At 48.2% G+C, this 18,972-nt stretch carries 22 protein-coding genes; 14 read left to right on the top strand and 8 right to left on the bottom strand.

Features of this window, described 5'->3' with window-relative positions:
* The first annotated feature begins 42 nt into the window (after positions 1-42).
* The 10 genes from H6F52_RS09900 to H6F52_RS09855 all read left to right on the top strand — a co-directional run bounded on the left by H6F52_RS09900 (position 43) and on the right by H6F52_RS09855 (position 8,590).
* Positions 43-411 (top strand): 2Fe-2S iron-sulfur cluster-binding protein, encoded by a 369-nt coding sequence (locus H6F52_RS09900; protein WP_190414758.1) that lies wholly within the window; start codon positions 43-45, stop codon positions 409-411.
* 91 nt (positions 412-502) lie between these two features.
* A complete protein-coding gene (locus H6F52_RS09895) occupies positions 503-958 on the top strand; it encodes a thermonuclease family protein (protein ID WP_347276201.1) in 456 nt (151 codons plus the stop codon).
* Positions 959-1,018: 60 nt separating this feature from the next.
* Positions 1,019-1,843: an inositol monophosphatase family protein gene (locus H6F52_RS09890; protein ID WP_190427486.1), complete on the top strand. Its 825-nt coding sequence runs from the start codon at positions 1,019-1,021 to the stop codon at positions 1,841-1,843.
* Between the two features lie 113 nt (positions 1,844-1,956).
* Positions 1,957-2,931, top strand: coding sequence for a J domain-containing protein (locus H6F52_RS09885; protein WP_190534163.1), 975 nt, complete (start codon positions 1,957-1,959; stop codon positions 2,929-2,931).
* A gap of 140 nt (positions 2,932-3,071) precedes the next feature.
* On the top strand, positions 3,072-4,295 hold the full coding sequence (locus H6F52_RS09880) for an ATP phosphoribosyltransferase regulatory subunit (RefSeq protein ID WP_190534162.1): 1,224 nt from the start codon (positions 3,072-3,074) through the stop codon (positions 4,293-4,295).
* Positions 4,296-4,473: 178 nt separating this feature from the next.
* On the top strand, positions 4,474-4,698 hold the full coding sequence (locus tag H6F52_RS09875) for a 4Fe-4S dicluster domain-containing protein (RefSeq protein WP_190414753.1): 225 nt from the start codon (positions 4,474-4,476) through the stop codon (positions 4,696-4,698).
* Between the two features lie 90 nt (positions 4,699-4,788).
* On the top strand, positions 4,789-5,517 hold the full coding sequence (locus tag H6F52_RS09870) for an ABC transporter ATP-binding protein (protein WP_190534160.1): 729 nt from the start codon (positions 4,789-4,791) through the stop codon (positions 5,515-5,517).
* A gap of 375 nt (positions 5,518-5,892) precedes the next feature.
* On the top strand, positions 5,893-6,378 hold the full coding sequence (locus tag H6F52_RS09865) for a Mov34/MPN/PAD-1 family protein (protein WP_190534197.1): 486 nt from the start codon (positions 5,893-5,895) through the stop codon (positions 6,376-6,378).
* 98 nt (positions 6,379-6,476) lie between these two features.
* Positions 6,477-7,649 (top strand): molybdopterin-synthase adenylyltransferase MoeB, encoded by a 1,173-nt coding sequence (moeB, locus tag H6F52_RS09860; protein ID WP_190534159.1) that lies wholly within the window; start codon positions 6,477-6,479, stop codon positions 7,647-7,649.
* 293 nt (positions 7,650-7,942) lie between these two features.
* Positions 7,943-8,590 carry a hypothetical protein gene (locus H6F52_RS09855; RefSeq protein WP_190534154.1) on the top strand — a complete coding sequence of 216 codons (648 nt, stop codon included), beginning with the start codon at positions 7,943-7,945 and terminating at the stop codon, positions 8,588-8,590.
* 86 nt (positions 8,591-8,676) lie between these two features.
* On the opposite strand, the gene H6F52_RS09850 is transcribed toward H6F52_RS09855, so the two are convergent.
* On the bottom strand, positions 8,677-9,321 hold the full coding sequence (locus tag H6F52_RS09850) for a molybdenum cofactor guanylyltransferase (RefSeq protein ID WP_190534151.1): 645 nt from the start codon (positions 9,319-9,321) through the stop codon (positions 8,677-8,679).
* A 144-nt stretch (positions 9,322-9,465) separates the two neighbouring features.
* Positions 9,466-10,296 carry an N-acetylmuramoyl-L-alanine amidase gene (locus H6F52_RS09845; RefSeq protein WP_190534148.1) on the bottom strand — a complete coding sequence of 277 codons (831 nt, stop codon included), beginning with the start codon at positions 10,294-10,296 and terminating at the stop codon, positions 9,466-9,468.
* A gap of 157 nt (positions 10,297-10,453) precedes the next feature.
* Here H6F52_RS09845 and H6F52_RS09840 point away from each other — a divergent pair, with 157 nt between their 5' ends.
* The 3 genes from H6F52_RS09840 (at position 10,454) to H6F52_RS09830 (ending at position 13,770) form a co-directional block, all read left to right on the top strand.
* Positions 10,454-11,662 carry a NupC/NupG family nucleoside CNT transporter gene (locus tag H6F52_RS09840; protein WP_190437462.1) on the top strand — a complete coding sequence of 403 codons (1,209 nt, stop codon included), beginning with the start codon at positions 10,454-10,456 and terminating at the stop codon, positions 11,660-11,662.
* A 44-nt stretch (positions 11,663-11,706) separates the two neighbouring features.
* Positions 11,707-13,269, top strand: a complete 1,563-nt coding sequence (locus H6F52_RS09835) for an NAD(P)/FAD-dependent oxidoreductase (protein WP_190534146.1) — start codon at positions 11,707-11,709, stop codon at positions 13,267-13,269.
* Positions 13,270-13,374: 105 nt separating this feature from the next.
* Positions 13,375-13,770 carry a DoxX family protein gene (locus tag H6F52_RS09830; protein WP_190534144.1) on the top strand — a complete coding sequence of 132 codons (396 nt, stop codon included), beginning with the start codon at positions 13,375-13,377 and terminating at the stop codon, positions 13,768-13,770.
* Between the two features lie 103 nt (positions 13,771-13,873).
* Here H6F52_RS09830 and H6F52_RS09825 read toward each other — a convergent pair whose 3' ends face one another.
* The 4 genes from H6F52_RS09825 to H6F52_RS09810 all read right to left on the bottom strand — a co-directional run bounded on the left by H6F52_RS09825 (position 13,874) and on the right by H6F52_RS09810 (position 15,781).
* Positions 13,874-14,305, bottom strand: a complete 432-nt coding sequence (locus H6F52_RS09825) for a hypothetical protein (RefSeq protein WP_190429794.1) — start codon at positions 14,303-14,305, stop codon at positions 13,874-13,876.
* A 131-nt stretch (positions 14,306-14,436) separates the two neighbouring features.
* Positions 14,437-14,916, bottom strand: coding sequence for a hypothetical protein (locus H6F52_RS09820; RefSeq protein ID WP_190414745.1), 480 nt, complete (start codon positions 14,914-14,916; stop codon positions 14,437-14,439).
* Between the two features lie 170 nt (positions 14,917-15,086).
* A complete protein-coding gene (locus H6F52_RS09815) occupies positions 15,087-15,233 on the bottom strand; it encodes a hypothetical protein (protein ID WP_190534141.1) in 147 nt (48 codons plus the stop codon).
* Positions 15,234-15,283: 50 nt separating this feature from the next.
* Entirely contained in the window at positions 15,284-15,781 is a 498-nt protein-coding gene (locus H6F52_RS09810; RefSeq protein ID WP_190534138.1) for a 2TM domain-containing protein, read from the bottom strand.
* Positions 15,782-16,052: 271 nt separating this feature from the next.
* On the opposite strand from H6F52_RS09810, the gene H6F52_RS09805 reads away from it, so the two are divergent.
* Positions 16,053-17,174: a site-2 protease family protein gene (locus tag H6F52_RS09805; protein WP_190429797.1), complete on the top strand. Its 1,122-nt coding sequence runs from the start codon at positions 16,053-16,055 to the stop codon at positions 17,172-17,174.
* A gap of 305 nt (positions 17,175-17,479) precedes the next feature.
* Here the strand turns inward: H6F52_RS09805 and H6F52_RS09800 are convergent, their stop codons facing one another.
* Both H6F52_RS09800 and H6F52_RS09795 read right to left on the bottom strand, forming a co-directional pair.
* Positions 17,480-18,139 carry a hypothetical protein gene (locus H6F52_RS09800; RefSeq protein ID WP_190534136.1) on the bottom strand — a complete coding sequence of 220 codons (660 nt, stop codon included), beginning with the start codon at positions 18,137-18,139 and terminating at the stop codon, positions 17,480-17,482.
* Between the two features lie 5 nt (positions 18,140-18,144).
* Positions 18,145-18,777 (bottom strand): AAA family ATPase, encoded by a 633-nt coding sequence (locus tag H6F52_RS09795; protein ID WP_190534194.1) that lies wholly within the window; start codon positions 18,775-18,777, stop codon positions 18,145-18,147.
* Positions 18,778-18,972: the final 195 nt, after the last annotated feature.

Here is an 18,972-nt window from a genome sequence, read left to right as displayed (position 1 = left end):
TGTGCAACTCAAAGCTGCGATTTTTAATAATACACTAAAACTATGACGAATTACCACACCATTCGGATACGCAATCGCCAAACCGGCACTCACCATGACCTTCAGGTGCCAGAAGATCGCTATATCCTATCTAGCGTCGAGCATCAGAGCGTCGAGTTGCCTTTTTCCTGTCGCAATGGCGCTTGTACCACCTGTGCCGTGCGCGTCCTCTCAGGGGAAATCCATCAGCCAGAAGCAATGGGGCTTTCTCCGCAACTGCGCGACAAAGGCTATGCTCTACTATGCGTAAGTTATCCTCGCTCCGACTTGGAAGTAGAAACTCAGGATGAGGATGAAGTTTACGAACTCCAGTTCGGTCGCTATTTTGGCAAGGGCAAAGTCCGTTTCGGTTTACCTCTGGATGAAGAATAACCAAAGGCGATCGCGAAAAACAAAAAGGCAAAAGAATTTTCTCTTTTGCCTTTTGGCTTTTGGCTTTTGGTTTTTCTTGGTCGGTTGCCAAGTGAAAGAAGTTCCGACAGGCGTCACCGTGAAGGTGGAGCGGGTTGTCACCGGACAAACCCTGGAAGTGCTGGATACCAGCAAGCAATCCGCTTTGGTAGAGCGAGTGCGGCTGCTGGGAATCGAGGCACCCGACATGAAACAGCAGCCTTGGGGATCGGCGGCTCAAGAGCGGCTCAAGCAGTTGATTGGCGGACAATCCGTTTTGTTAGAGTCGGATGGATCGAGCAAAGACCAGTTTGAGCGCCGGTTAGCTTATGTGTGGAAAGATGGGGTATTGCTGAACGAGCAGATGGTGGTAGAAGGGTATGTGTTTGTACCGCGATCGCTCAACAACAAATATGACCAACGGCTCACCACCGCTCAAGAATATGCTCGAATTATGGGCAAGGGCATTTGGAACCCAGAAAAACCCATGCGCTGGACTCCAGCAGAGTTTCGGCGTCAAAATCGCTAACGGCTCATTGCGAATGGCTAATTATTCATTGTTCAATGCCATTAGCTATTAGCCACAAATATGACACACCATACCCCTGACCAACTGCAAATTTTTCTAGATATTGCCACCGAGGCGGCGCTAGCTGCTGGTGCCGTCTTGCAAAGCTACTGGGGCAAATTAGAAGCCGTTGAAGAAAAAGGACGTCCAGGCGATCTCGTAACCGAAGCAGATAAAGCCGCCGAAGCCACCATTCTTTCAGTCATCAATCGCCATTTTCCCCACCATCAAATCCTGGCAGAAGAATCCGGGCAACTGGGAGATACTAACAGCGAATACCTCTGGGCAATCGATCCCCTAGATGGCACCACAAATTATGCTCATCAGTATCCCTTTTTCTCCGCCTCAATCGGGTTACTGATTGACGGAGTTCCCCAAGTCGGTGTCGTTTACGATCCATTTCATCAGGAGTTGTATCGGGCTGCCAAAGGCTTAGGAGCCACTTGCAACCGGAGGAGCATCCGAGTTTCCAAAACAGCCGAGTTGAGCAAAAGCTTGCTTGTCACCGGCTTTGCTTACGATCGACGCGAAACCGCAGACAATAACTACGCTGAATTTTGTCACCTTACCCATCTCACTCAGGGTGTCAGGCGCAGCGGTTCCGCATCCATCGATCTCGTGTATGTTGCCTGCGGACGCCTGGATGGTTACTGGGAAAGGGGTTTACAGCCTTGGGATCTGGCAGCCGGAGTGGTAATCGTGGAGGAAGCCGGGGGCAAAGTCAGCGCCTATGATGGGAGTCCTTTAGCGATTCATTCCGGTCGGATTTTGGCGACAAATGGTTATCTACACCCACAGCTCAGTCAAGAACTTTTGCAAATTACACCTCTAAGTAGATGGCAATAAGTAGATGGCAAAGTGCTAAAAATCAGGCTTCTCTGTAAGCAAGGTCACACATAGGTTTCGCAAGGGAAGTATATTAGAAAGAATATTCGGCTCTGACGGTGGGACAGCGGGCTATGTCATTTCGGATCGACCGTGGACTGTTCAAGTTTGATTTCACAGACCACCACGCAATTTTAGGGGTGCCAGTAGATGCAGGCGTCAATGACATCCGCAAACGGTATCTCAAAATTGCCCGGAGATTGCATCCGGATAGTTGCAAGGCTGAAAACGAAGCAGAAAAACAGCGTGCCAGCCAGATGTTGTCAAAATTGGTAAATCCTGCCTACGAGCAACTGTCTCAGGATCGCACGCGGGCAGAATACGTCGTTATGGTCGGGCGCATGGGTAAGCGCTTGGCTGGGGAAGGGGCGAACGCTCAACCCCAAGGTGAAACCGCGAAACAGTTAGCTCAAGCGGGGGGCGATTTAGAGCATTCCTATAAAACGGCACTGCAAAAGCTAGCACAAACGCAATATGAATCTTTGAGCCAAGTCCTAGAAGTGACGGCTCAAATCAGCGAACTGAATATGGTTTATCTGAGGCGGAAGGGGGGTTCTGGGGTAGCAACCCCGATGATGTCAGATAAACGTCCTGCCACGGGGGCTGCTGGCGGAAATGCATCGCCGCCCCCACCGCCCCCACCGCCCCCACCGCCACCAACACCATCATCAGTTGCGGAACCCTATTTCCGTCGTGCTGATGAGTTGATAACGAAGAACCAGTTTGCGAAGGCGGAGATAGAGTTGCGGGAAGCCCTGAAAATGGAGCCGAACAATAGCCGTTGCCATAGCTTATTAGGGATGGTTTATTTGAAGCAAACTCCGCCTAAGGTGACAATGGCGAAGGTACATATCACCCAAGCTTTGAAATTAAACCCTCAAGATCCGATTGGGATAGAGGGCAAACAGGCACTAGACAAGCTGGCACAAAAAGTTGCGGGTGGCAAGACAACGACGCCGCCTAAGCCAGGGCAGGGCAAGCCAGGGCAGGGCAAGCCGGAGGATAAGTCTGGAGGCGGTTTATTTGGTATGTTTGGTAAGAAGAAATAAGAAAGCGATTTCTTCGATTAGCAACTCGGCTATTAGATGTTTGGAAGTTCTCGGTGAGAGCTAGAGTCAAACCGTCAACTCGCTAATCGTGAATACTTCGCTTGAAAATCGCTTGTCAACTAACAAAAAACAACGACTGAATGGTTTATCAACCCCCGGCAGGCGCGAGGGATTTGCTGCCTCTCGATGTCGCTCAAAAAAGCTGGATTGAAGATCGGTTGCAGCAGGTGTATCACCGCTGGGGCTATCACCGGATTATCACCTCCACTCTAGAGCGGTTGGATACTTTGATGGCAGGCGGAGCAATCCAGCGCTCCACAGTGATTCAAATCCAGGATGCTGAGGAGGGGACGCTGGGACTGCGCCCAGAACTGACGGCTTCGATCGCCCGTGCATCTGTGACGCGGATGGCTGGTGTTACTTATCCGCAACGCCTCTACTACAACGCAAATGTATTCCGCCGTTCGCAGGGCAGTAATTACGGACGTCAGCAGGAATTTTACCAGGCAGGGGTAGAGCTGTTGGGTGCGGGGGGTGTCTTGGCAGATGCAGAGGTGCTGTTGTTGCTGGGAGACTGCTTGAAGTGTCTGGGGTTAAGCCAGTGGCAGGTAATTTTGGGAGAAGCGGGGTTAACGCGATCGCTTTTTTCTCCGTTTCCAGTTCATCTGCAAGAAAAAGTGCGACGGGCGATCGCGCATCTCGATCGAATCGCACTGGAAACTCTGCCCCTTTCCCCCGAATTGCGAGAACGAGCTTTATTTCTATTTGAGCTGCGGGGACATCCTGCTGATGTGCTGCAACAAGTTTCCACCCTAGATTTAGCAGAATCTGAGCGGCAAACAGTCAATACTCTGAAATCCCTGATCGATCTTCTCAGTGAAGGCTGTTCCCATCAGCAAAGCTTCCCCGTAACTCTGGATCTCAGCTTGATCCAAACCTTTAACTATTACACCGGCATTGTGTTTGAAGTCGTTAGCGATACAGACACTCAAGCACGGGTTTTAGCCCAAGGTGGACGCTATGACCAACTGCTGGGACTCTATCATCCCCAGGGGCAAACTTACCCCAGTATTGGCTTTGCGCTGAATATTGAAGACTTATATCAAGTCTTGCTCTCGAAGGCTGGGATGCCCCGCGAAACGCCCGCGAGTGATTGGTTAGTCGTTCCTTCATCTCCCCAAGCCTATCTGGCAGCGTTCGCCTACGCCCAAACCCTGAGAGATTCTATTCATCTGGTACGGGTGGAAATGGATTTAGGGGAGCGATCGCCTGAAGATGTGCGAGAATATGCCCGTAGCCGTCACATCCGTCGCATTGCCTGGGTGGAAGCTGAGGGTGCTACTAAAATTGAGACGCTGAGTTAGATTTTTTAACGCAAAGGTACGCGCAGAGGTACGCAAAGGGGAGGCGATTTTTCTTGCAAAATTTCACCTTTATTTGCATATTTTTGCATTTAAAAAGTCTCGTTTCAGCTATCAGCTTTCAAAAGACTTTGGTAGGCTATAGAAGCAGCCGTCTGCCAATCCCAAGAGAGAGAACACTGTGCCGCATACGATTGTTACTAATACCTGCGAAGGCGTCGCTGATTGTGTCGATGCCTGCCCTGTTGCTTGTATTCACGAAGGACCTGGCAAAAACACGAAGGGGACTGACTGGTACTGGATTGATTTTTCCACTTGCATTGACTGCGGCATCTGCCTACAAGTCTGCCCCGTGGAAGGCGCAATTGTTCCCGAAGAACGCCCCGATTTGCAAAAAACACCCTAATTGTTGATTATTCATGGTTCATGGTTGATGCAGGAATTGCAATACATCATGAACCATAAAAAATAAATATTAAATAATAAATAAGAACGAATGACTAATGAACCTTTATTAGAAGTTGAAGATGTTTGGGCGGGATATGTCAAAGATTTGGATATCCTTCAAGGGGTGAATTTCAAGATATATCCAGGTGAATTAGTTGCCGTAATTGGCCCTAATGGTGCCGGGAAATCAACATTAGCAAAGACTATTTTTGGGCTTTTAAACCCTCATAAAGGCAAAATTACTTTCAAAGGCGAGAATATTGCTGGCTTAAAGTCGGATCAAATTGTTCGCCGAGGAATGTGCTACGTGCCGCAAATCTCGAATGTGTTCCCATCGCTGACAGTGGAAGAGAATCTGGAGATGGGCGCGTTTATTCGCAATGTCCCTTTGCAACCGCTCAAAGATCATATCTTTGCCACCTTTCCGGTTCTGGCTCAACGGCGGCATCAGCGGGCTGGAACTCTGTCAGGGGGAGAACGGCAGATGCTGGCGATGGGAAAAGCTTTGATGTTGGAACCTACTCTGTTGCTGCTGGATGAACCTTCTGCGGCGCTGTCTCCCTTATTGGTCAATAACGTTTTTGAGCAGATTCAAGCGATTAATCAAACGGGCAAAGCAATTGTCCTGGTGGAACAAAATGCCCGGAAAGCTTTAGGCATGGCACACCGGGGTTATGTGCTGGATACAGGACGCGATCGCTTCACAGGTCCCGGCTCCGAACTCTTGAACGATCCGAAGGTAGGAGAACTGTATCTGGGCGCAGGTAAAGCTCACTGACGCATTGAGCGATCGCTGCTAAAAATTAAAGAAATTGGCACTATACAAATATTGTTCGCTTTGGTACTATATTTTTTATAATTGGAATCTATGCGCCCATATATATTGCTGAAATTTAGAACAATACAATTAACTTCTGGAATTTTACAGCAACCCTCCGGAAATTAAAAATATTTTTGATTGAATTCCCGATAAAATTTGTCGTTTCAATCTCAACGAATTGATAGACAAGGCAGCAGCGAGAAGAGAGAAGATTTTCTTCAAAATTCCTATAGAAGCAAGGCTGTTGTGAAAGAAAAGCAGATAGTCAGACAATCAAAACGAGAGACATCTGTGGCATACAATAGTTCCACGTCTCGCGCAGGATGATTTGGCATCTTGGCAGTATTAAAACTCCACCCTCAGCATTTGCAAGCCATCCGCACCCATGCCGAAAGCACCTATCCCGAAGAGTGCTGCGGTTTGCTGCTGGGTAAACTGGCGGAAGATGGCAAAACCGTAGTGGAAGTCATGCCAACCGAGAATCGCTGGAATGCAGAAGCAGTAGAAGTATTTCAAGAAATTGAAGGTTCCGCCAAACTGGGTTCAGATAAGCGAGATAGATACGCGATCGCTCCCAAAGATATGCTAAAAGTACAAAAGCTGGGACGCGATCGCCAACTTGATATCATTGGAATTTACCACTCCCATCCCGACCATCCAGCAATTCCTTCTGAATTCGATCGAGCGTGTGCGTGGTCAGTGTACTCGTATATTATTGTCTCTGTTCAACAAGGTAAAGCTGGCGATCTCCGCAACTGGAGTCTCGACGACGCCCACCAGTTCCAGCCTGAAGAAATGATAATTGTTGAAACAACCTAGATTAATAACTTAATTTTAAAAACGATTAAGACCCAAGGATACAAAGACTATTGTATTTTTGATAGGCTGTTAACTCTGTCTGCCCTCACTAAAAGGCCATGCTCAATCCCAATCTGGATGAAATCCAGCTTTCCAAAGAAGAATACGAACGCTACTCTCGCCACCTAATCCTGCCCAAAGTTGGACTGGAAGGACAAAAACGCCTCAAAGCCGCCAGTGTCCTGTGTGTTGGTACAGGTGGACTGGGTTCGCCCCTGCTGCTGTATCTCGCAGCTGCTGGTATCGGACGCATCGGAATTGTGGATTTTGATGTCGTTGATAGTTCCAACTTACAACGGCAAGTCATTCACGGCACCTCTTGGGTAGGGAAACCCAAAATTGAATCGGCAAAAAACCGGATTTTAGAAATTAATCCTGATTGCCAAGTTGATTTGTACGAAACCCGCCTGAGTTCAGAGAACGCCCTGCAAATTCTTGAACCCTACGATGTTGTCGTAGATGGCACCGATAACTTCCCCACACGTTATCTCGTTAATGATGCTTGCGTGCTGTTAAACAAGCCCAACGTCTACGCCTCCATCCTCTTTTTTGAAGGTCAAGCAACGGTATTTAACTACGAAGGGGGTCCCAATTATCGCGACCTCTATCCGGAACCGCCACCACCCGGATTAGTACCTTCTTGTGCTGAAGGAGGCGTTCTCGGCGTTCTGTGCGGCGTGATTGGCACCATCCAGGCAACTGAAGCGATCAAAATCATCTTAGGTCAGGGGAATACCTTGAGTGGGCGGTTGTTGCTGTATGACGCCTTGCAAATGAAGTTCCGGGAACTGAAACTGCGTCCGAACCCGGAAAGACCAGTCATTGACAAATTAATTGATTACGAAGAATTCTGCGGTATTCCACAAGCAAAAGCGGAAGAGGCAAAACAGCAGATGGAAATGTCAGAAATGACGGTTCGGGAATTGAAGGACTTGCTCGATAGCGGTGCAAATGATTTTGTCCTGCTTGATGTTCGCAATCCTAACGAGTACGAAATTGCTAAAATTCCGGGTTCCGTTTTGGTTCCGTTACCAGATATTGAAAATGGTGCGGGTGTCGCCCAAGTGAAGGAATTGCTCAACGGTCATCGCTTGATTGCCCACTGTAAGATGGGTGGACGTTCGGCGAAGGCGCTGGGTATTTTGAAACAAGCTGGAATAGAAGGCACCAACGTCAAAGGCGGAATTACCGCTTGGAGTCGAGAAATTGACCCTTCGGTGCCTGAATACTAAAAAGGTTTAAGGTTACAGCTTTGAATTTAGTAACCTTTAATAGAGGCGTTCTGTGAGAACGTCTCTATTTTTCTAGATTTGATTCTAGATTTTAACTTGCTAACTTCTTGGGTGCAGATGTGGGGTTCGATTGTTATTCGCTTTTGGAGTGCGATAGCAAAGCGCCGACCTGTCGGTTCGCTTCCCTAATCGCATTTTTAGTTGCAGCCGATAACATTAGACTGAGTACAAAGGTGCAAACTGCTACCAATGTCCAAGTAGGATAGCTTGTGACCTACTTATGTAGAACTATCATGCAAAACAAAAGTAGCGAACGTGCCTTGTCTCGTTCCCGACGATTATCCACGACTGGGCTAGCCCTTACCGCAGGATTTTTGGCGATCGCTGTTGAGACCGTTCCTGCCACCGCCACCCATTTCAGCCCCTTTCAATACTGCGCTGCCGAATTAAGGGCGGTTGGTATCTCTACAGAACTCTCTGCCTCTAGCTGTTCGGATGCCCTTAAACCCACAGATTTATCTGCTTGCGTGTTTAATATTAACCGAGAAACTCAGATTGCCTCACAAGATGCTCTGGCTGCCTGTCTCCGGGTGCGACGTCCCATCGAGTTAGGCAGGTGCGTGATTAATATTTCCCAAGATACCAAAAACCCGCCATTGCTTGAGGTCCTCGAATCCTGTCGTCGTAGCCTCCTACCCGTCCGCTTTGCTGAATGCGTTGTTGGCTTGAATCGTCAGTTAGAGATTTCTGCCACTAAAGCGCTGGATACCTGCATTTCCGCAGATAATTTGCCCCGCAACTTATCCCCCACCTTTGCGCCACCGCCACCCGCGAAGCCGACGCCGGACTTTACGCCGCCACAGGCACCTCTTCCTCAGTTGTCACCTTTGCCCAATTTGGAAGCAGAACCCGTTGTTCCGGCTGCGCCGGTTAATCCTTAAATGGTAATAGGTAATAGGTAATAGGTAATAGGTAATAGGTAATGGGTAATGAGTAAAAGGTAAAAAGTTTATCGCGTCTTTATAACTCAAAATTCAAAACTCTTATTACCCATTACCTCTCCCAAGTCAGCCGGTGTGTTGCAATTAAATAAGAGCGATCGCTCGGTTAGGAGCAGTTCTTTTACGGGATGTTGAGACAACCATTGCTGAAAGGATCTGCCCCCTTTATGAATGAATTCAGTCAAGCTAGGCAAACAGCAGCGGCGATAAAAACCGCATAACGGTTCCCAGCCTTTGGGATGTCGGGGAAGAAAGGCAATACAATCTTCTGGCACCTCAGGTAAATGCTGTACCCAATTGAGCAAAATTTCCTCTTTTAAATTGGGCAAATCGCAGGCAAGTAACAGCACCCATTCTGTTTGCACTGGCGAGAGTCCTTGGGCAAAGCCAATCAGTGGCCCGTGGGTTTTTTCCTCTGTAGAAAAAGGGCGGGGTTCTCCTGTCCCGACTTCTCGAATTAATTTACAGGTGCTGGGTAAAATATCTTGGTATCGTTCGATCCACGGCGTTACTACATACACTTTTGAAGCACACGCTTGGGCAACTTCACAAACCCGCCGAATCAGGGGAACGCCGTTAACAGAAATTAAGGCTTTATCCCGCCCCATGCGGGAGCTTTTTCCACCTGCCAAAACAATTGCTGTCAGCGATACAGCCGAAAATGGGTTCATTGAATATTCATTGAACAATAGGGGAATCGGGAATTGGTAATTTTAGAGCGATCGCGCATAAGCAGTGAGTCATGAGTTGTTTATTCAAAACTCAAAAATTTAACCGATTATAAATTACCCATGACCCAATAAATTGAAAGCAAATTAATAGGTTGTTAAAACGACTGTGCGGGTTGGATTGTCCCATTTAACGGATACTTTAAATGGCTGCAAATCTACCGCTTTGATATATTCGAGATTTCGGTGAGTAGTGGTGCGGAAGTCTGCGACTTTACTCGGATCGATTCCTAAAGACTTTAGAAAAACAACCGGAATACAAGCATTCCCATTCACCAAAATTCCTTGATTTTGATATAGCTGGGCGTTGATTTTGACACTAATAACGGGGTAGCTAGGAGGAGGGGGAGGCGTTAAGCCCTGCCTCTGAGCTTCCTTCCGACTCCATGCTTCTAGACCATCCGCCAATCCACGGGCGAAGTCTAGGCGCTTGGTTTGAAATAAAGAGCGATCGCTTGGATTGGTAATAAACCCCAACTCCATCAGCACAGAGGGAATATCCACTTGACGGCAGAAACCTAAACTACCAACACCCGTGGCAATATCCGATTTAACGCCACGAGACGGCAAACTGGGAACTGCCTTGAGTAAGGATTGCAGCAGCAACTGGGCATCGGTTTCGCGTTGCTCGTTGCCATCAGTATAGAAGGCGCTGGCACCCCGGATATTGGTGTTCCCGACGGAATCGGCGTGAATTTCTAAAGCGACGTCGCCACGGCGGGAGTAGGCGTTGATCCAAGTAATCGTTTCCTTCAAACTCAGGGAATCGGGAACAGAGGAAACCTCTAAACCGCGCGATCGCATTTCCTTAACCGCAGCATCGCGGGTAAGCCGCATTTCTCTGTCTTCTGTAGTGCCTCCAGATTGTGCGCCCGGATCGCCAGCACCATGTCCAGCGGAAAGAAAAATTCGTACCATTTTACGATCTCTCCAAAATTTTAATCGCCTTGAATGTTGTCGTAATTCATTCCGATCCATCCCCACAAAGATAGAATCCGCAGGCTCAGCTGATACTTTCTTGCCCACACATCCAGGCTATGATACGCCGTATTGTAACTTAGCCCTGAGAGAGTCGATGGAGCGGTTGATTTCAGCACTGGGGTTGGCTGTTTTTGTGGGATTATCTTATGCCTTCTCAGTGAACCGGCGTGCTGTGCGTTGGCGTCCGGTATTTTGGGGGCTTGGGTTAGAGTTTATTTTTGCACTGCTGATTCTGAAAACTCCCGGCGGTTTAGCTGTATTTAAGTTTCTCGGCGATGTCGTTAGCCGCTTTTTAGAATTCTCTGATGTGGGTGCCAAATTTGTCTTTGGAGATAACTTTGTCGAACACTTTTTTGCTTTTAAAGTGCTGCCCACAATTATCTTTTTTTCTTCCTTCATCACGGTGCTATACCACTACGGCATTGTGCAGCGAGTGGTGAATGGGATGGCGTGGGTCATGATGAAGACGATGGGAACATCAGGGGCTGAGTCTTTATCGTGTGCGGGGAACGTCTTTTTAGGGCCAACTGAGTCACCGTTACTGGTGAAGCCTTATGTGGCGACGATGACGCAATCAGAACTTCATGCAGTAATGACCGCGGGCTTTGGGACAATTGCGGGTGGCGTATTAGGGGCATATCTCTCCTTTGGGATTCCACCGGCACATCTGATTGCCGCTTTCTTCATGACTGCCCCGACTTCGCTGGTTGCCTCAAAATTGCTTTATCCAGAAACGGAAGTCCCCAAGACGGTTGGCAAGGCAGGGATAGAGGTGGAGAGTACCTTTGTGAATGCGATTGACGCAGCAGCTGGGGGAGCAATTGACGGGACGAAACTGGCAGTGAATGTCGCGGCGATGATCATTGCCTTTTTGGGGTTACTGGCTTTCGTCAATGCGCTCCTGGGATGGTTGGGGGGGCTTCTTGGCGTGCCTTTGCTGTCGTTGGAGTGGATGTTGTCTTTTGTAATGGCTCCCGTTGCGTGGCTGCTCGGAGTGCCTTGGGCTGACTGCGCTCAGGTGGGAGTGTTGTTAGGAAAAAAGACGATTTTGAATGATTTTATCGCCTATCTGGATCTGAAGACTCTAATTGAGCAGAAGGCAATATCCGAACGGGCGGTAATTATCTCAACCTACGCTTTGTGCAACTTTGCCAATATTGGCTCGATTGGAATCACAATCGGCGGGATTGGTGGGATGGCACCGAACCGTCAAAAAGATTTAGCGAGAATGGGTGTCAGGGCGATGATAGGCGGTTTGTTCGCGGGTTTTATGACCGCTGCGATCGCGGGAATATTATTGTAAACGAACCGCAAAGAACGCACAGAAAACAGAAGCAGCAAAAGAGCATGAAACCGCTTTGGATCGAGAATTCTGTAGATGTACTGGTGGTGGGTGCTGGACATAACGGTTTGGTGGCAGCACTGTTATTGGCACGTCAGGGGCTAAAGGTTCTAGTAGTGGAAGCAAAGGATGTGATTGGCGGTGCCTGCCGCACTGAGCATCCGTTCCCGACAGCACCCAATTTGGGCACTTCGACGGGTGCGTATTTGTTGGGGTTGATGCCACCGGAATTAATTCGCCTTCTTGATGTGGAAATCCCGGTGATTCGGCGCGATCCGCACTACTTTTTGCCCACAACTGACAAGCGTTATCTGCTGTTTGGCTCAAACCAAGAAGAGATGAAACGGCAGTTTATATCGTTCTTCTCGGAAGCAGATTGGCAAGCAAACGAAGCGCTACAGAATGAACTTGCCCAGCTGCGCGACGATATTGCCCCCACTTGGTTAGAGGAACCGCTTTCGATTGAAGAGACGGCAGAACGGTATGTGCGCCCAGAATTGCGCCAAGTCTTTATCAATCTCTGCCGCAAGTCAGTCGGAGAGTATCTCGATCGATTTAATTTCAAAAGCGACTTAGTAAAAGCGATGTATGCCGTGACGGATGGCTTCTCAGGATTGTATGGCACCTGGGATACTCCCGGTACTGGCATGAATTTTCTCATCCATAATATGTGTCGGCTACCGGGTAGCGATCGCACTTGGATGATCGTAAAGGGTGGAATGGGTACAGTGACGAATCGCCTTGCAGAAGCGGCAAGAAAGGCAGGAGTACAAATTGAAACAGGGCGAGGCGTTACCCAGATTCTGCTATCAGGAGGTGTTGCTAAAGGTGTTGTTTTTCAGGATGGCACTGAAATAAACGCCACGGCAACGATTGTCAACGCCGATCCTTTCCGCTTGCGCCAGCTAGTTGGGGCTGAGAATTTGCCGATGGAATACAACTCCCGACTCGATGCTTATCAGAAGGATGGTTCAACATTTAAGGTGAATCTGTGTCTGCGCGGACTCCCTGAGTTTACCTGCCTGCCCCAAAATTGCGGACAGTACGGCACGACAATTCACCTTTTACCGGATGAAAAAGAGGTGATGGGGATGTTGCATCGTGCTTTCGCTGATGTGCAGGCAGGGCGCTTACCTGAATTTCCCGCAATAGAGTGGTATATCCACACCACCCTCGATCCCTCTCTACAGGATGCCTCCGGGCACCACAATTCAGCCCTATTTGTGCAGTGGGTACCCTATGAATTGCAAGGAACAACCTGGGAGAAGGAGGAAAGCCGCTATGTTCAGCATTTGTTGTCAATTTGCGATCGCTTCGCCCCCGGCACCTCACAATTAGTCCAAGATGTGTTCGCCCTGCATCCCCAGAAAATTGAGCAGCACTTCGGCTTGACTCGCGGGCATATCCACCACGTTGATAATTCTTTCGGCTTCGCTGACAGATTGCCTTACGCTACCCCCATTCTAGGGCTATACTCTGCTAGTGCAGGCTGTCACCCAGCCGGTTCTGTGATTGGTGCGGCGGGACACAATGCCGCTATGCGCGTGATTCAGGACATGGCGGGGTAAATTTCAGGATGCTGTTGTCAGAGAGTGGATGCGATCGCTTATACCATTCTTTGCTTCCCGCCCGCCTGTTGTTGTAAGTTAAAGGCTAAGCGATCGCAGGTCAATATGGAAAAATACATCCCCCTCATAGCACGGGCTTTCTTAGCCGCCATTTTTTTAAAGTCTGGCTTTGACAAGATTACGGGCTTTAGTGGCACGCAGCAGTTTATGGCTAGCAAGGGCTTACCCCTGACAGCATTGTTGCTCGTTGCGGCAATTATTCTTGAATTGGCTGGCGGATTATCAATATTGCTTGGTTACAAAGCGCGTTGGGGAGCGATCGCACTAATTATCTTTATGATTCCGGCTACGCTAATTTTTCACACCGATTTTGCCGACCGAATGCAAGTAAATGCCTTCATGAAAAACTTAGCAATTATCGGTGGATTACTGATGGTGTACTATATTGGGTCTGGACCAGTGAGTTTAGACGAACAGATGGCATCTAGGCGTTCTGATTAACTCGCTAACGTGGTTGATGAAAGATGCGATCGCGTTTCCCCTCACTAGCAAGCGTGCGAGTAGCACTAAGAATACATACGCTGACGCGATCGCTTTTTAGGATTTAACCTTGTATCTGCTCGTCCATCTGCTGCTCTAATCGCTCTAGCAATGTATTAACATCTGCGGCGACTTTCTCAAAGCAAGCGGGAGGTGGAGGTTCTGGTTGAAACTGAACCAGCTTTATTTGCCCCTCGCCAATTCCAATGATCAGAACCTCCACTTCAGGGTTATGAGCCTCCACAACTCCTACCATCTCCTGAAGCTGATTCTCGACTTTATTATTGAGTGTTTCTATTGCCTCTTTTGGACAATAGACGAAATGCGGCTTCGGTTGCACATCGATCCCTAGATAACCTTGAGTGTCTCCATTTTCTAACCACAAACCCCAAGATAAGGCTGCCAATTCTTGCTGATTAGCTTTGACAAACTGAGCCAGCTGGTTTCGCCAGCTTTTTTCTCCGGAATCAGAAGGAGTTTTACCAAATTGAATCATTGCTTATCTTCTTGGGTGGTTACAGATGCATTTGGCGCTGCGAATGAGAGAAAAACTCAACAACGCGATCGCTGCTCAAGTCTGAATTCTCGCTGACGCGATCGCGCAGCGGATGCGCCTAAGCAGAGAAATTAACTTTCAGGAGATTTTAAAGCTTGATCTAACACGCTCCGAGCTTGCTCTGCTTTCGAGCGAGCCTCGTGGTAGCGCAGATTCACTTGAGCAAAGGTTTTGAGAACCTTAAAACCGTCCTTGAGTTGCGCGATTTCCTCTTCACTCACCGACTTTTCTGAAAACAGGATATCTACTTGAGCTCGAACCTTCAGCGCCTCGGCGCGTGACTCCTGCACCTTCAGCTTCAGTGTGGCAAGGTTGCTCAGAACTTGTACAGCTTGGGTTACGGCGTCTTCATCGCTAGTCCCATCCGCTTCTAGCTCTTTGACTTCAATCAGTTGTTCCGGACTAAATCCATCTTCAAGATCGGTGGGTAGCTTGTCTGCATCCATGAGTTCCATGAGCTGCTCCATCGCTTTCTCACGGGCTTTTTTTGAATCTTTGCCTGAAACAGTCAGGATGACTTCTGGGCTTTGTGCGAGAGTGTACTGAACCATATCTAATGCAGGGAGAATGCAGAGAGAACTTGTCTAGCCGTAACTTGTCTAGCCGTAAAAGTCTGGTTAGTTTAACCAAGCCGACAGGATTATTTTAAGGCAAACGAAAGCTGTTCCTGTAGGAGATATGCTGACTGGGGGAAAATGAGAACTGACAAGTCAGCGCGAGGCTAATCCCTCGCTTCGCTGTTTTCATGCCCAAAGGGCTGTACGCGATCGCGCCTTTGGCATATCTGCCAAGCATGAATTACCGAATCCCAAGAGGTTGCATACAACGTCTCTAGACAAAATTCTCGCTCATCAAGACTGATTTTCAACCCCCTTCCTTTGCGTAGCCGCAAATTTCTCTTCGCTAGGGGAATATGTTTTAAGTCTGCCAAGCTTTGAGAACCTTATCCCAAACAGTGGTCAGTGATTGTTTCAATTGGTACTGACGATACCATTTCTGAAAGGCTTTTTCGTAATCTTCGCCTCCAGATTGAAAGGTATTCAAAGCATTAAGCCCCAGAGCTAATCCCCAGAATAAGGCGATATATAAAGACCAAGAAAGCTGACCGGCATTCACGATATTCAGCAGCATCAAAAACGAATTGACGATTGTATATTTGCCAGCTTGTTTCTGTAATTTGGTGCGTCGGTAGAGATTAAAATCCTGCCGCTTTTGGATTTCTCCCTGTTTGGCTTGCCACTGCTGTTCTGCCACCTGAAGACACTCTGGAGAGATTTCTAATTCAGAGGCGATTTCCAGTAGCTGTTCGCGGGTAAATTCTGTGTCGTCAGTTTGACGCGCGATCGCAATCTGGAGAATTTGCTGAATCTCTTCTTGATTGTAAGAGCGGGTGATTTGAGTTTCGGAGACGGGCATAGGAAGACACCTGCGGTCGTCGAGGTTGGGAGAGCTTTTCTGCCCCAAGGACGTGATGCAGAAGTCAGCCTTTCAAGAGCAGTACTGATTCTATTATGCCGAGGCAAAAGTAAGAATGCCTCACACTAGGCTATTCCAAAACCGAACCTTAACGGACGGATAGTACGGTAGCTGAAAGATTAAAATGCTCGTTACATATCGTTACGATAAAGAGGTGCAAGAAAGAGAGGTTCAATTTAAGCCTCTCAGATGTTAAATCAGAGGTGGCGTAATGAACGGCACGATTCGCGTCGGCAATTTATTCGGAATTCCCTTCAACGTACATCCAACCTGGTTCTTTGTCCTGGCTTGGGTGACGGTGAGTTATGGCAGTGGACTAGCGGCTCAATTTCCCGGACTCGGCGGGGGATTACCCTGGCTACTGGGATTAATTGCGGCGCTGCTGTTGTTTGCATCCGTCTTGGCGCACGAACTGGGACACAGTTTTGTGGCTATCAAGCAGGGAATTGAAGTTAAATCTATCAACTTATTTCTGTTTGGTGGTCTCGCCAGCTTAGAAAAAGAATCAAAGACCCCAGCAGGAGCATTCTGGCTGGCAATCGCAGGGCCTTTAGTCAGTTTGGCGCTGTTTGGTCTAATTAGCGCGATTGGCTTTACCACGAGCATTTCCGGGCCGTTTGGAGCAATACTCGGAGTGCTGGCTTACGTCAACTTAGTGCTGGCGCTGTTTAACCTGATTCCTGGCTTGCCCCTGGATGGTGGGAATATCCTCAAGGCGTTGGTTTGGAAGATCACCGGCAATCCTTATAAAGGTGTCGTGTTTGCGGGTCGCGCCGGTCAAGTCATTGGTTGGATAGCGATCGCTTCTGGTCTGGTTCCTCTACTATTAGGCGGCGGTCTCAACTTCTGGAACTTGTTAATCGGTTGGTTCTTGCTGCAAAACGCGGGTCGAGCAACCCAAGCTGCTAGAGTGCAAGAACAATTAGCCGCTTTGACCGCAGAAGATGCAGTCATGAGTGATAGCCCGATTGTATCTGAGTCGCTTTCCCTAAGAGAGTTTGTTAACGAGTACATCATTGGCAAAAACGAAGCGTCGCGGTTCTTAGTTACCAATGAGGAAGGACAATTAGTGGGAGCGATCGCAGTTGACGATCTCAAAGCTGTCCCAACCTCCCAGTGGACTGAAATATCAGTCGCACAGCTAACAAAACCCGTCGAATTCTCCACAACCGTCAAATCCGATCAATCTTTACTAGAAGTGGTAACACTACTAGAACAAGAAAAACTCACTCAACTACCCGTGATTCGTGAAAACGGCGTGCTAGTAGGACTTCTGGAAAAAGCTTCGATTCTCAACTTACTCCAGAGAAGAGCGCAAGCAAATCCTGCTTAATCAATTTCGGATTTTGAATTCAGCTAAATAACAAGTGCGCTTAGAAGTAGGGGCGGGTTATTAACCCGCCCCTACTTCTATACATCCCAATCTTGCAAATATACCTGGCGATTAGAAATCGCGGCTACGCCAACCCCCTTACCCCCCTTCAAGAAGACGGGGGGCAGAAGTTGCTTCGCTTCTATTCAACAAAATCCGCCTATGCGCTAACGCGCACGCTACGCTAACGCGGACTTTTGAAACCCGCATAGGTGGGTTTAGTCTGTATAGATGCGAATTCTATTCGCCCTCTTTACTAAGAGTATTTACAGCAACCAACTTTTTGAGGCAAAATCAGCAGGCTCATCGGTTGGAGGTTCAGAGAAGATGTTAGATACCCGCTCAGATGTTTTGTGCTTCTGTGGTTGAGCAGCTTGCGGCGCTTTGTGTAGAGCATTGGCTTCTTCAATTAGCTTAGAGTTCGCTTCTGCAAGTTGCATCGCTGCTTTTTTGGCTTGCTCTAGCTCTGTTTTCAACTGTTTGGCTTGCTCTTGAGCTTTTTGATGCTTGTTTAGCAATTTTTTTTGCTCATCCAAATCCGCCTGCAAATTGGCAATTTGCTGGTGTAAAGAAGCTTCCACTTTACGGGTTTCCTTCACAACACCTTTCAAGTCAGCCATCAGAGATTTTTGCTCATCCAAATTGGATTGCAAATTGGTAATTTGCTGTTGTAGAGCTTCTTCCCTTTCGCGTGCTTGATCCAGAGCTGTTTTTAACTCTGTCACACTTGCTTCTAAGTCAGCCTTCGTTGGATTTGAGTTTTTAGCAGGAGTTTTATCGGGCGTATCTGTTGATGAATCCTCTACGAGTTCCGCCTCCACTTCTATAACTTCCTCAACGGTCGCCTCTAGAACAGGTTCATCTGCTGAATCTGGGGATTTTTGTGCTTCTTCGTGTAGTAAGTCTGAGATACGTTTTTTAGCCATTATTTTTAGTTTCTCCAATCACGCTGTATTTCATTAGCCACGCGGCGATAGTCTGCTTCCGCCTCCCGCGCCTTTTTCCCCGCCCATTGATGAATCGGCACCCCCTCAAGAGCCGCTCGTTCGTGGGCTTTGTAGGCACGGACAAAGCTATGGCAAGCAGGAATTCCTAGCTCTTGAAGTGTGTTTTGAGCCTCCAGTGCTTCCCCCAAACTTCGCGCATCCACCTTTGTCAGAAGTACCCGATGGGCGATTCCAACTGGCATGACGGTTTCCTTTACTGTCTCAATGAGTACAGCCAGATCCATCGGCGCACAAGGCGTGGGTAAAACCAGATAATCAGCGATCGCTACTACCGCCGCTAATGCTTCCGATCGCAATGCTGGAGGCGTATCCACTACTACTAAATCGTAGCCTTCTATCTTACGTAAACGACCTAAAAGTTTTGGATCTGTCTCTTGAGCGAGATCGAAGCCCATTCCTTTCTCGCTACGCTCAACCCACCAAGTCGCCGAACCCTGAATATCTGCATCGACCAGAAGAACCCGTTTTTCTTCCGAGAAGGTTGCAGCCAGATTGACTGCTGTAGTGGTTTTACCGACTCCTCCCTTTCCGTTGAGAATCGCAATTATTCTTGGCACTGCTCGCTTGTGATGCTGACTCCACCGAATATACCGCTTAATGGGATCGAGGGGAGTTTTTTGTGCCTTAGCGCAGCGCTTGACTGGCGCAATCTTTGTCAATCGCTTATCAATCGCTAGGATGAGAAGCAAGCGATCGCCCTCTGAGGACATCGGGTTTAAAGCCAACACTCCGCCCTCCAAACTCGCCACAAT

The sequence above is a fragment of the Coleofasciculus sp. FACHB-542 genome, assembly GCF_014695825.1.
Lineage (GTDB): Bacteria > Cyanobacteriota > Cyanobacteriia > Cyanobacteriales > FACHB-T130 > FACHB-T130.
The sequence above is the reverse complement of the archived record's forward strand: the minus strand, read 5'-3'. Positions and strand labels throughout refer to the sequence as shown.

What these genes read in the sequence shown, in the direction of transcription:
- H6F52_RS09805 (WP_190429797.1), top strand. Translation starts at nt 16,053, where the DNA reads ATGAACGGCACGATTCGCGTCGGCAATTTATTCGGAATTCCCTTCAAC.
- H6F52_RS09880 (WP_190534162.1), top strand. Translation starts at nt 3,072, where the DNA reads ATGGTTTATCAACCCCCGGCAGGCGCGAGGGATTTGCTGCCTCTCGAT.
- H6F52_RS09855 (WP_190534154.1), top strand. Translation starts at nt 7,943, where the DNA reads ATGCAAAACAAAAGTAGCGAACGTGCCTTGTCTCGTTCCCGACGATTA.
- H6F52_RS09835 (WP_190534146.1), top strand. Translation starts at nt 11,707, where the DNA reads ATGAAACCGCTTTGGATCGAGAATTCTGTAGATGTACTGGTGGTGGGT.
- H6F52_RS09850 (WP_190534151.1), bottom strand. Translation starts at nt 9,321, where the DNA reads ATGAACCCATTTTCGGCTGTATCGCTGACAGCAATTGTTTTGGCAGGT.
- H6F52_RS09820 (WP_190414745.1), bottom strand. Translation starts at nt 14,916, where the DNA reads ATGGTTCAGTACACTCTCGCACAAAGCCCAGAAGTCATCCTGACTGTT.
- H6F52_RS09870 (WP_190534160.1), top strand. Translation starts at nt 4,789, where the DNA reads ATGACTAATGAACCTTTATTAGAAGTTGAAGATGTTTGGGCGGGATAT.
- H6F52_RS09845 (WP_190534148.1), bottom strand. Translation starts at nt 10,296, where the DNA reads ATGGTACGAATTTTTCTTTCCGCTGGACATGGTGCTGGCGATCCGGGC.
- moeB (WP_190534159.1), top strand. Translation starts at nt 6,477, where the DNA reads ATGCTCAATCCCAATCTGGATGAAATCCAGCTTTCCAAAGAAGAATAC.
- H6F52_RS09900 (WP_190414758.1), top strand. Translation starts at nt 43, where the DNA reads ATGACGAATTACCACACCATTCGGATACGCAATCGCCAAACCGGCACT.
- H6F52_RS09890 (WP_190427486.1), top strand. Translation starts at nt 1,019, where the DNA reads ATGACACACCATACCCCTGACCAACTGCAAATTTTTCTAGATATTGCC.
- H6F52_RS09825 (WP_190429794.1), bottom strand. Translation starts at nt 14,305, where the DNA reads ATGATTCAATTTGGTAAAACTCCTTCTGATTCCGGAGAAAAAAGCTGG.
- H6F52_RS09885 (WP_190534163.1), top strand. Translation starts at nt 1,957, where the DNA reads ATGTCATTTCGGATCGACCGTGGACTGTTCAAGTTTGATTTCACAGAC.
- H6F52_RS09830 (WP_190534144.1), top strand. Translation starts at nt 13,375, where the DNA reads ATGGAAAAATACATCCCCCTCATAGCACGGGCTTTCTTAGCCGCCATT.
- H6F52_RS09800 (WP_190534136.1), bottom strand. Translation starts at nt 18,139, where the DNA reads ATGGCTAAAAAACGTATCTCAGACTTACTACACGAAGAAGCACAAAAA.
- H6F52_RS09840 (WP_190437462.1), top strand. Translation starts at nt 10,454, where the DNA reads ATGGAGCGGTTGATTTCAGCACTGGGGTTGGCTGTTTTTGTGGGATTA.
- H6F52_RS09810 (WP_190534138.1), bottom strand. Translation starts at nt 15,781, where the DNA reads ATGCCCGTCTCCGAAACTCAAATCACCCGCTCTTACAATCAAGAAGAG.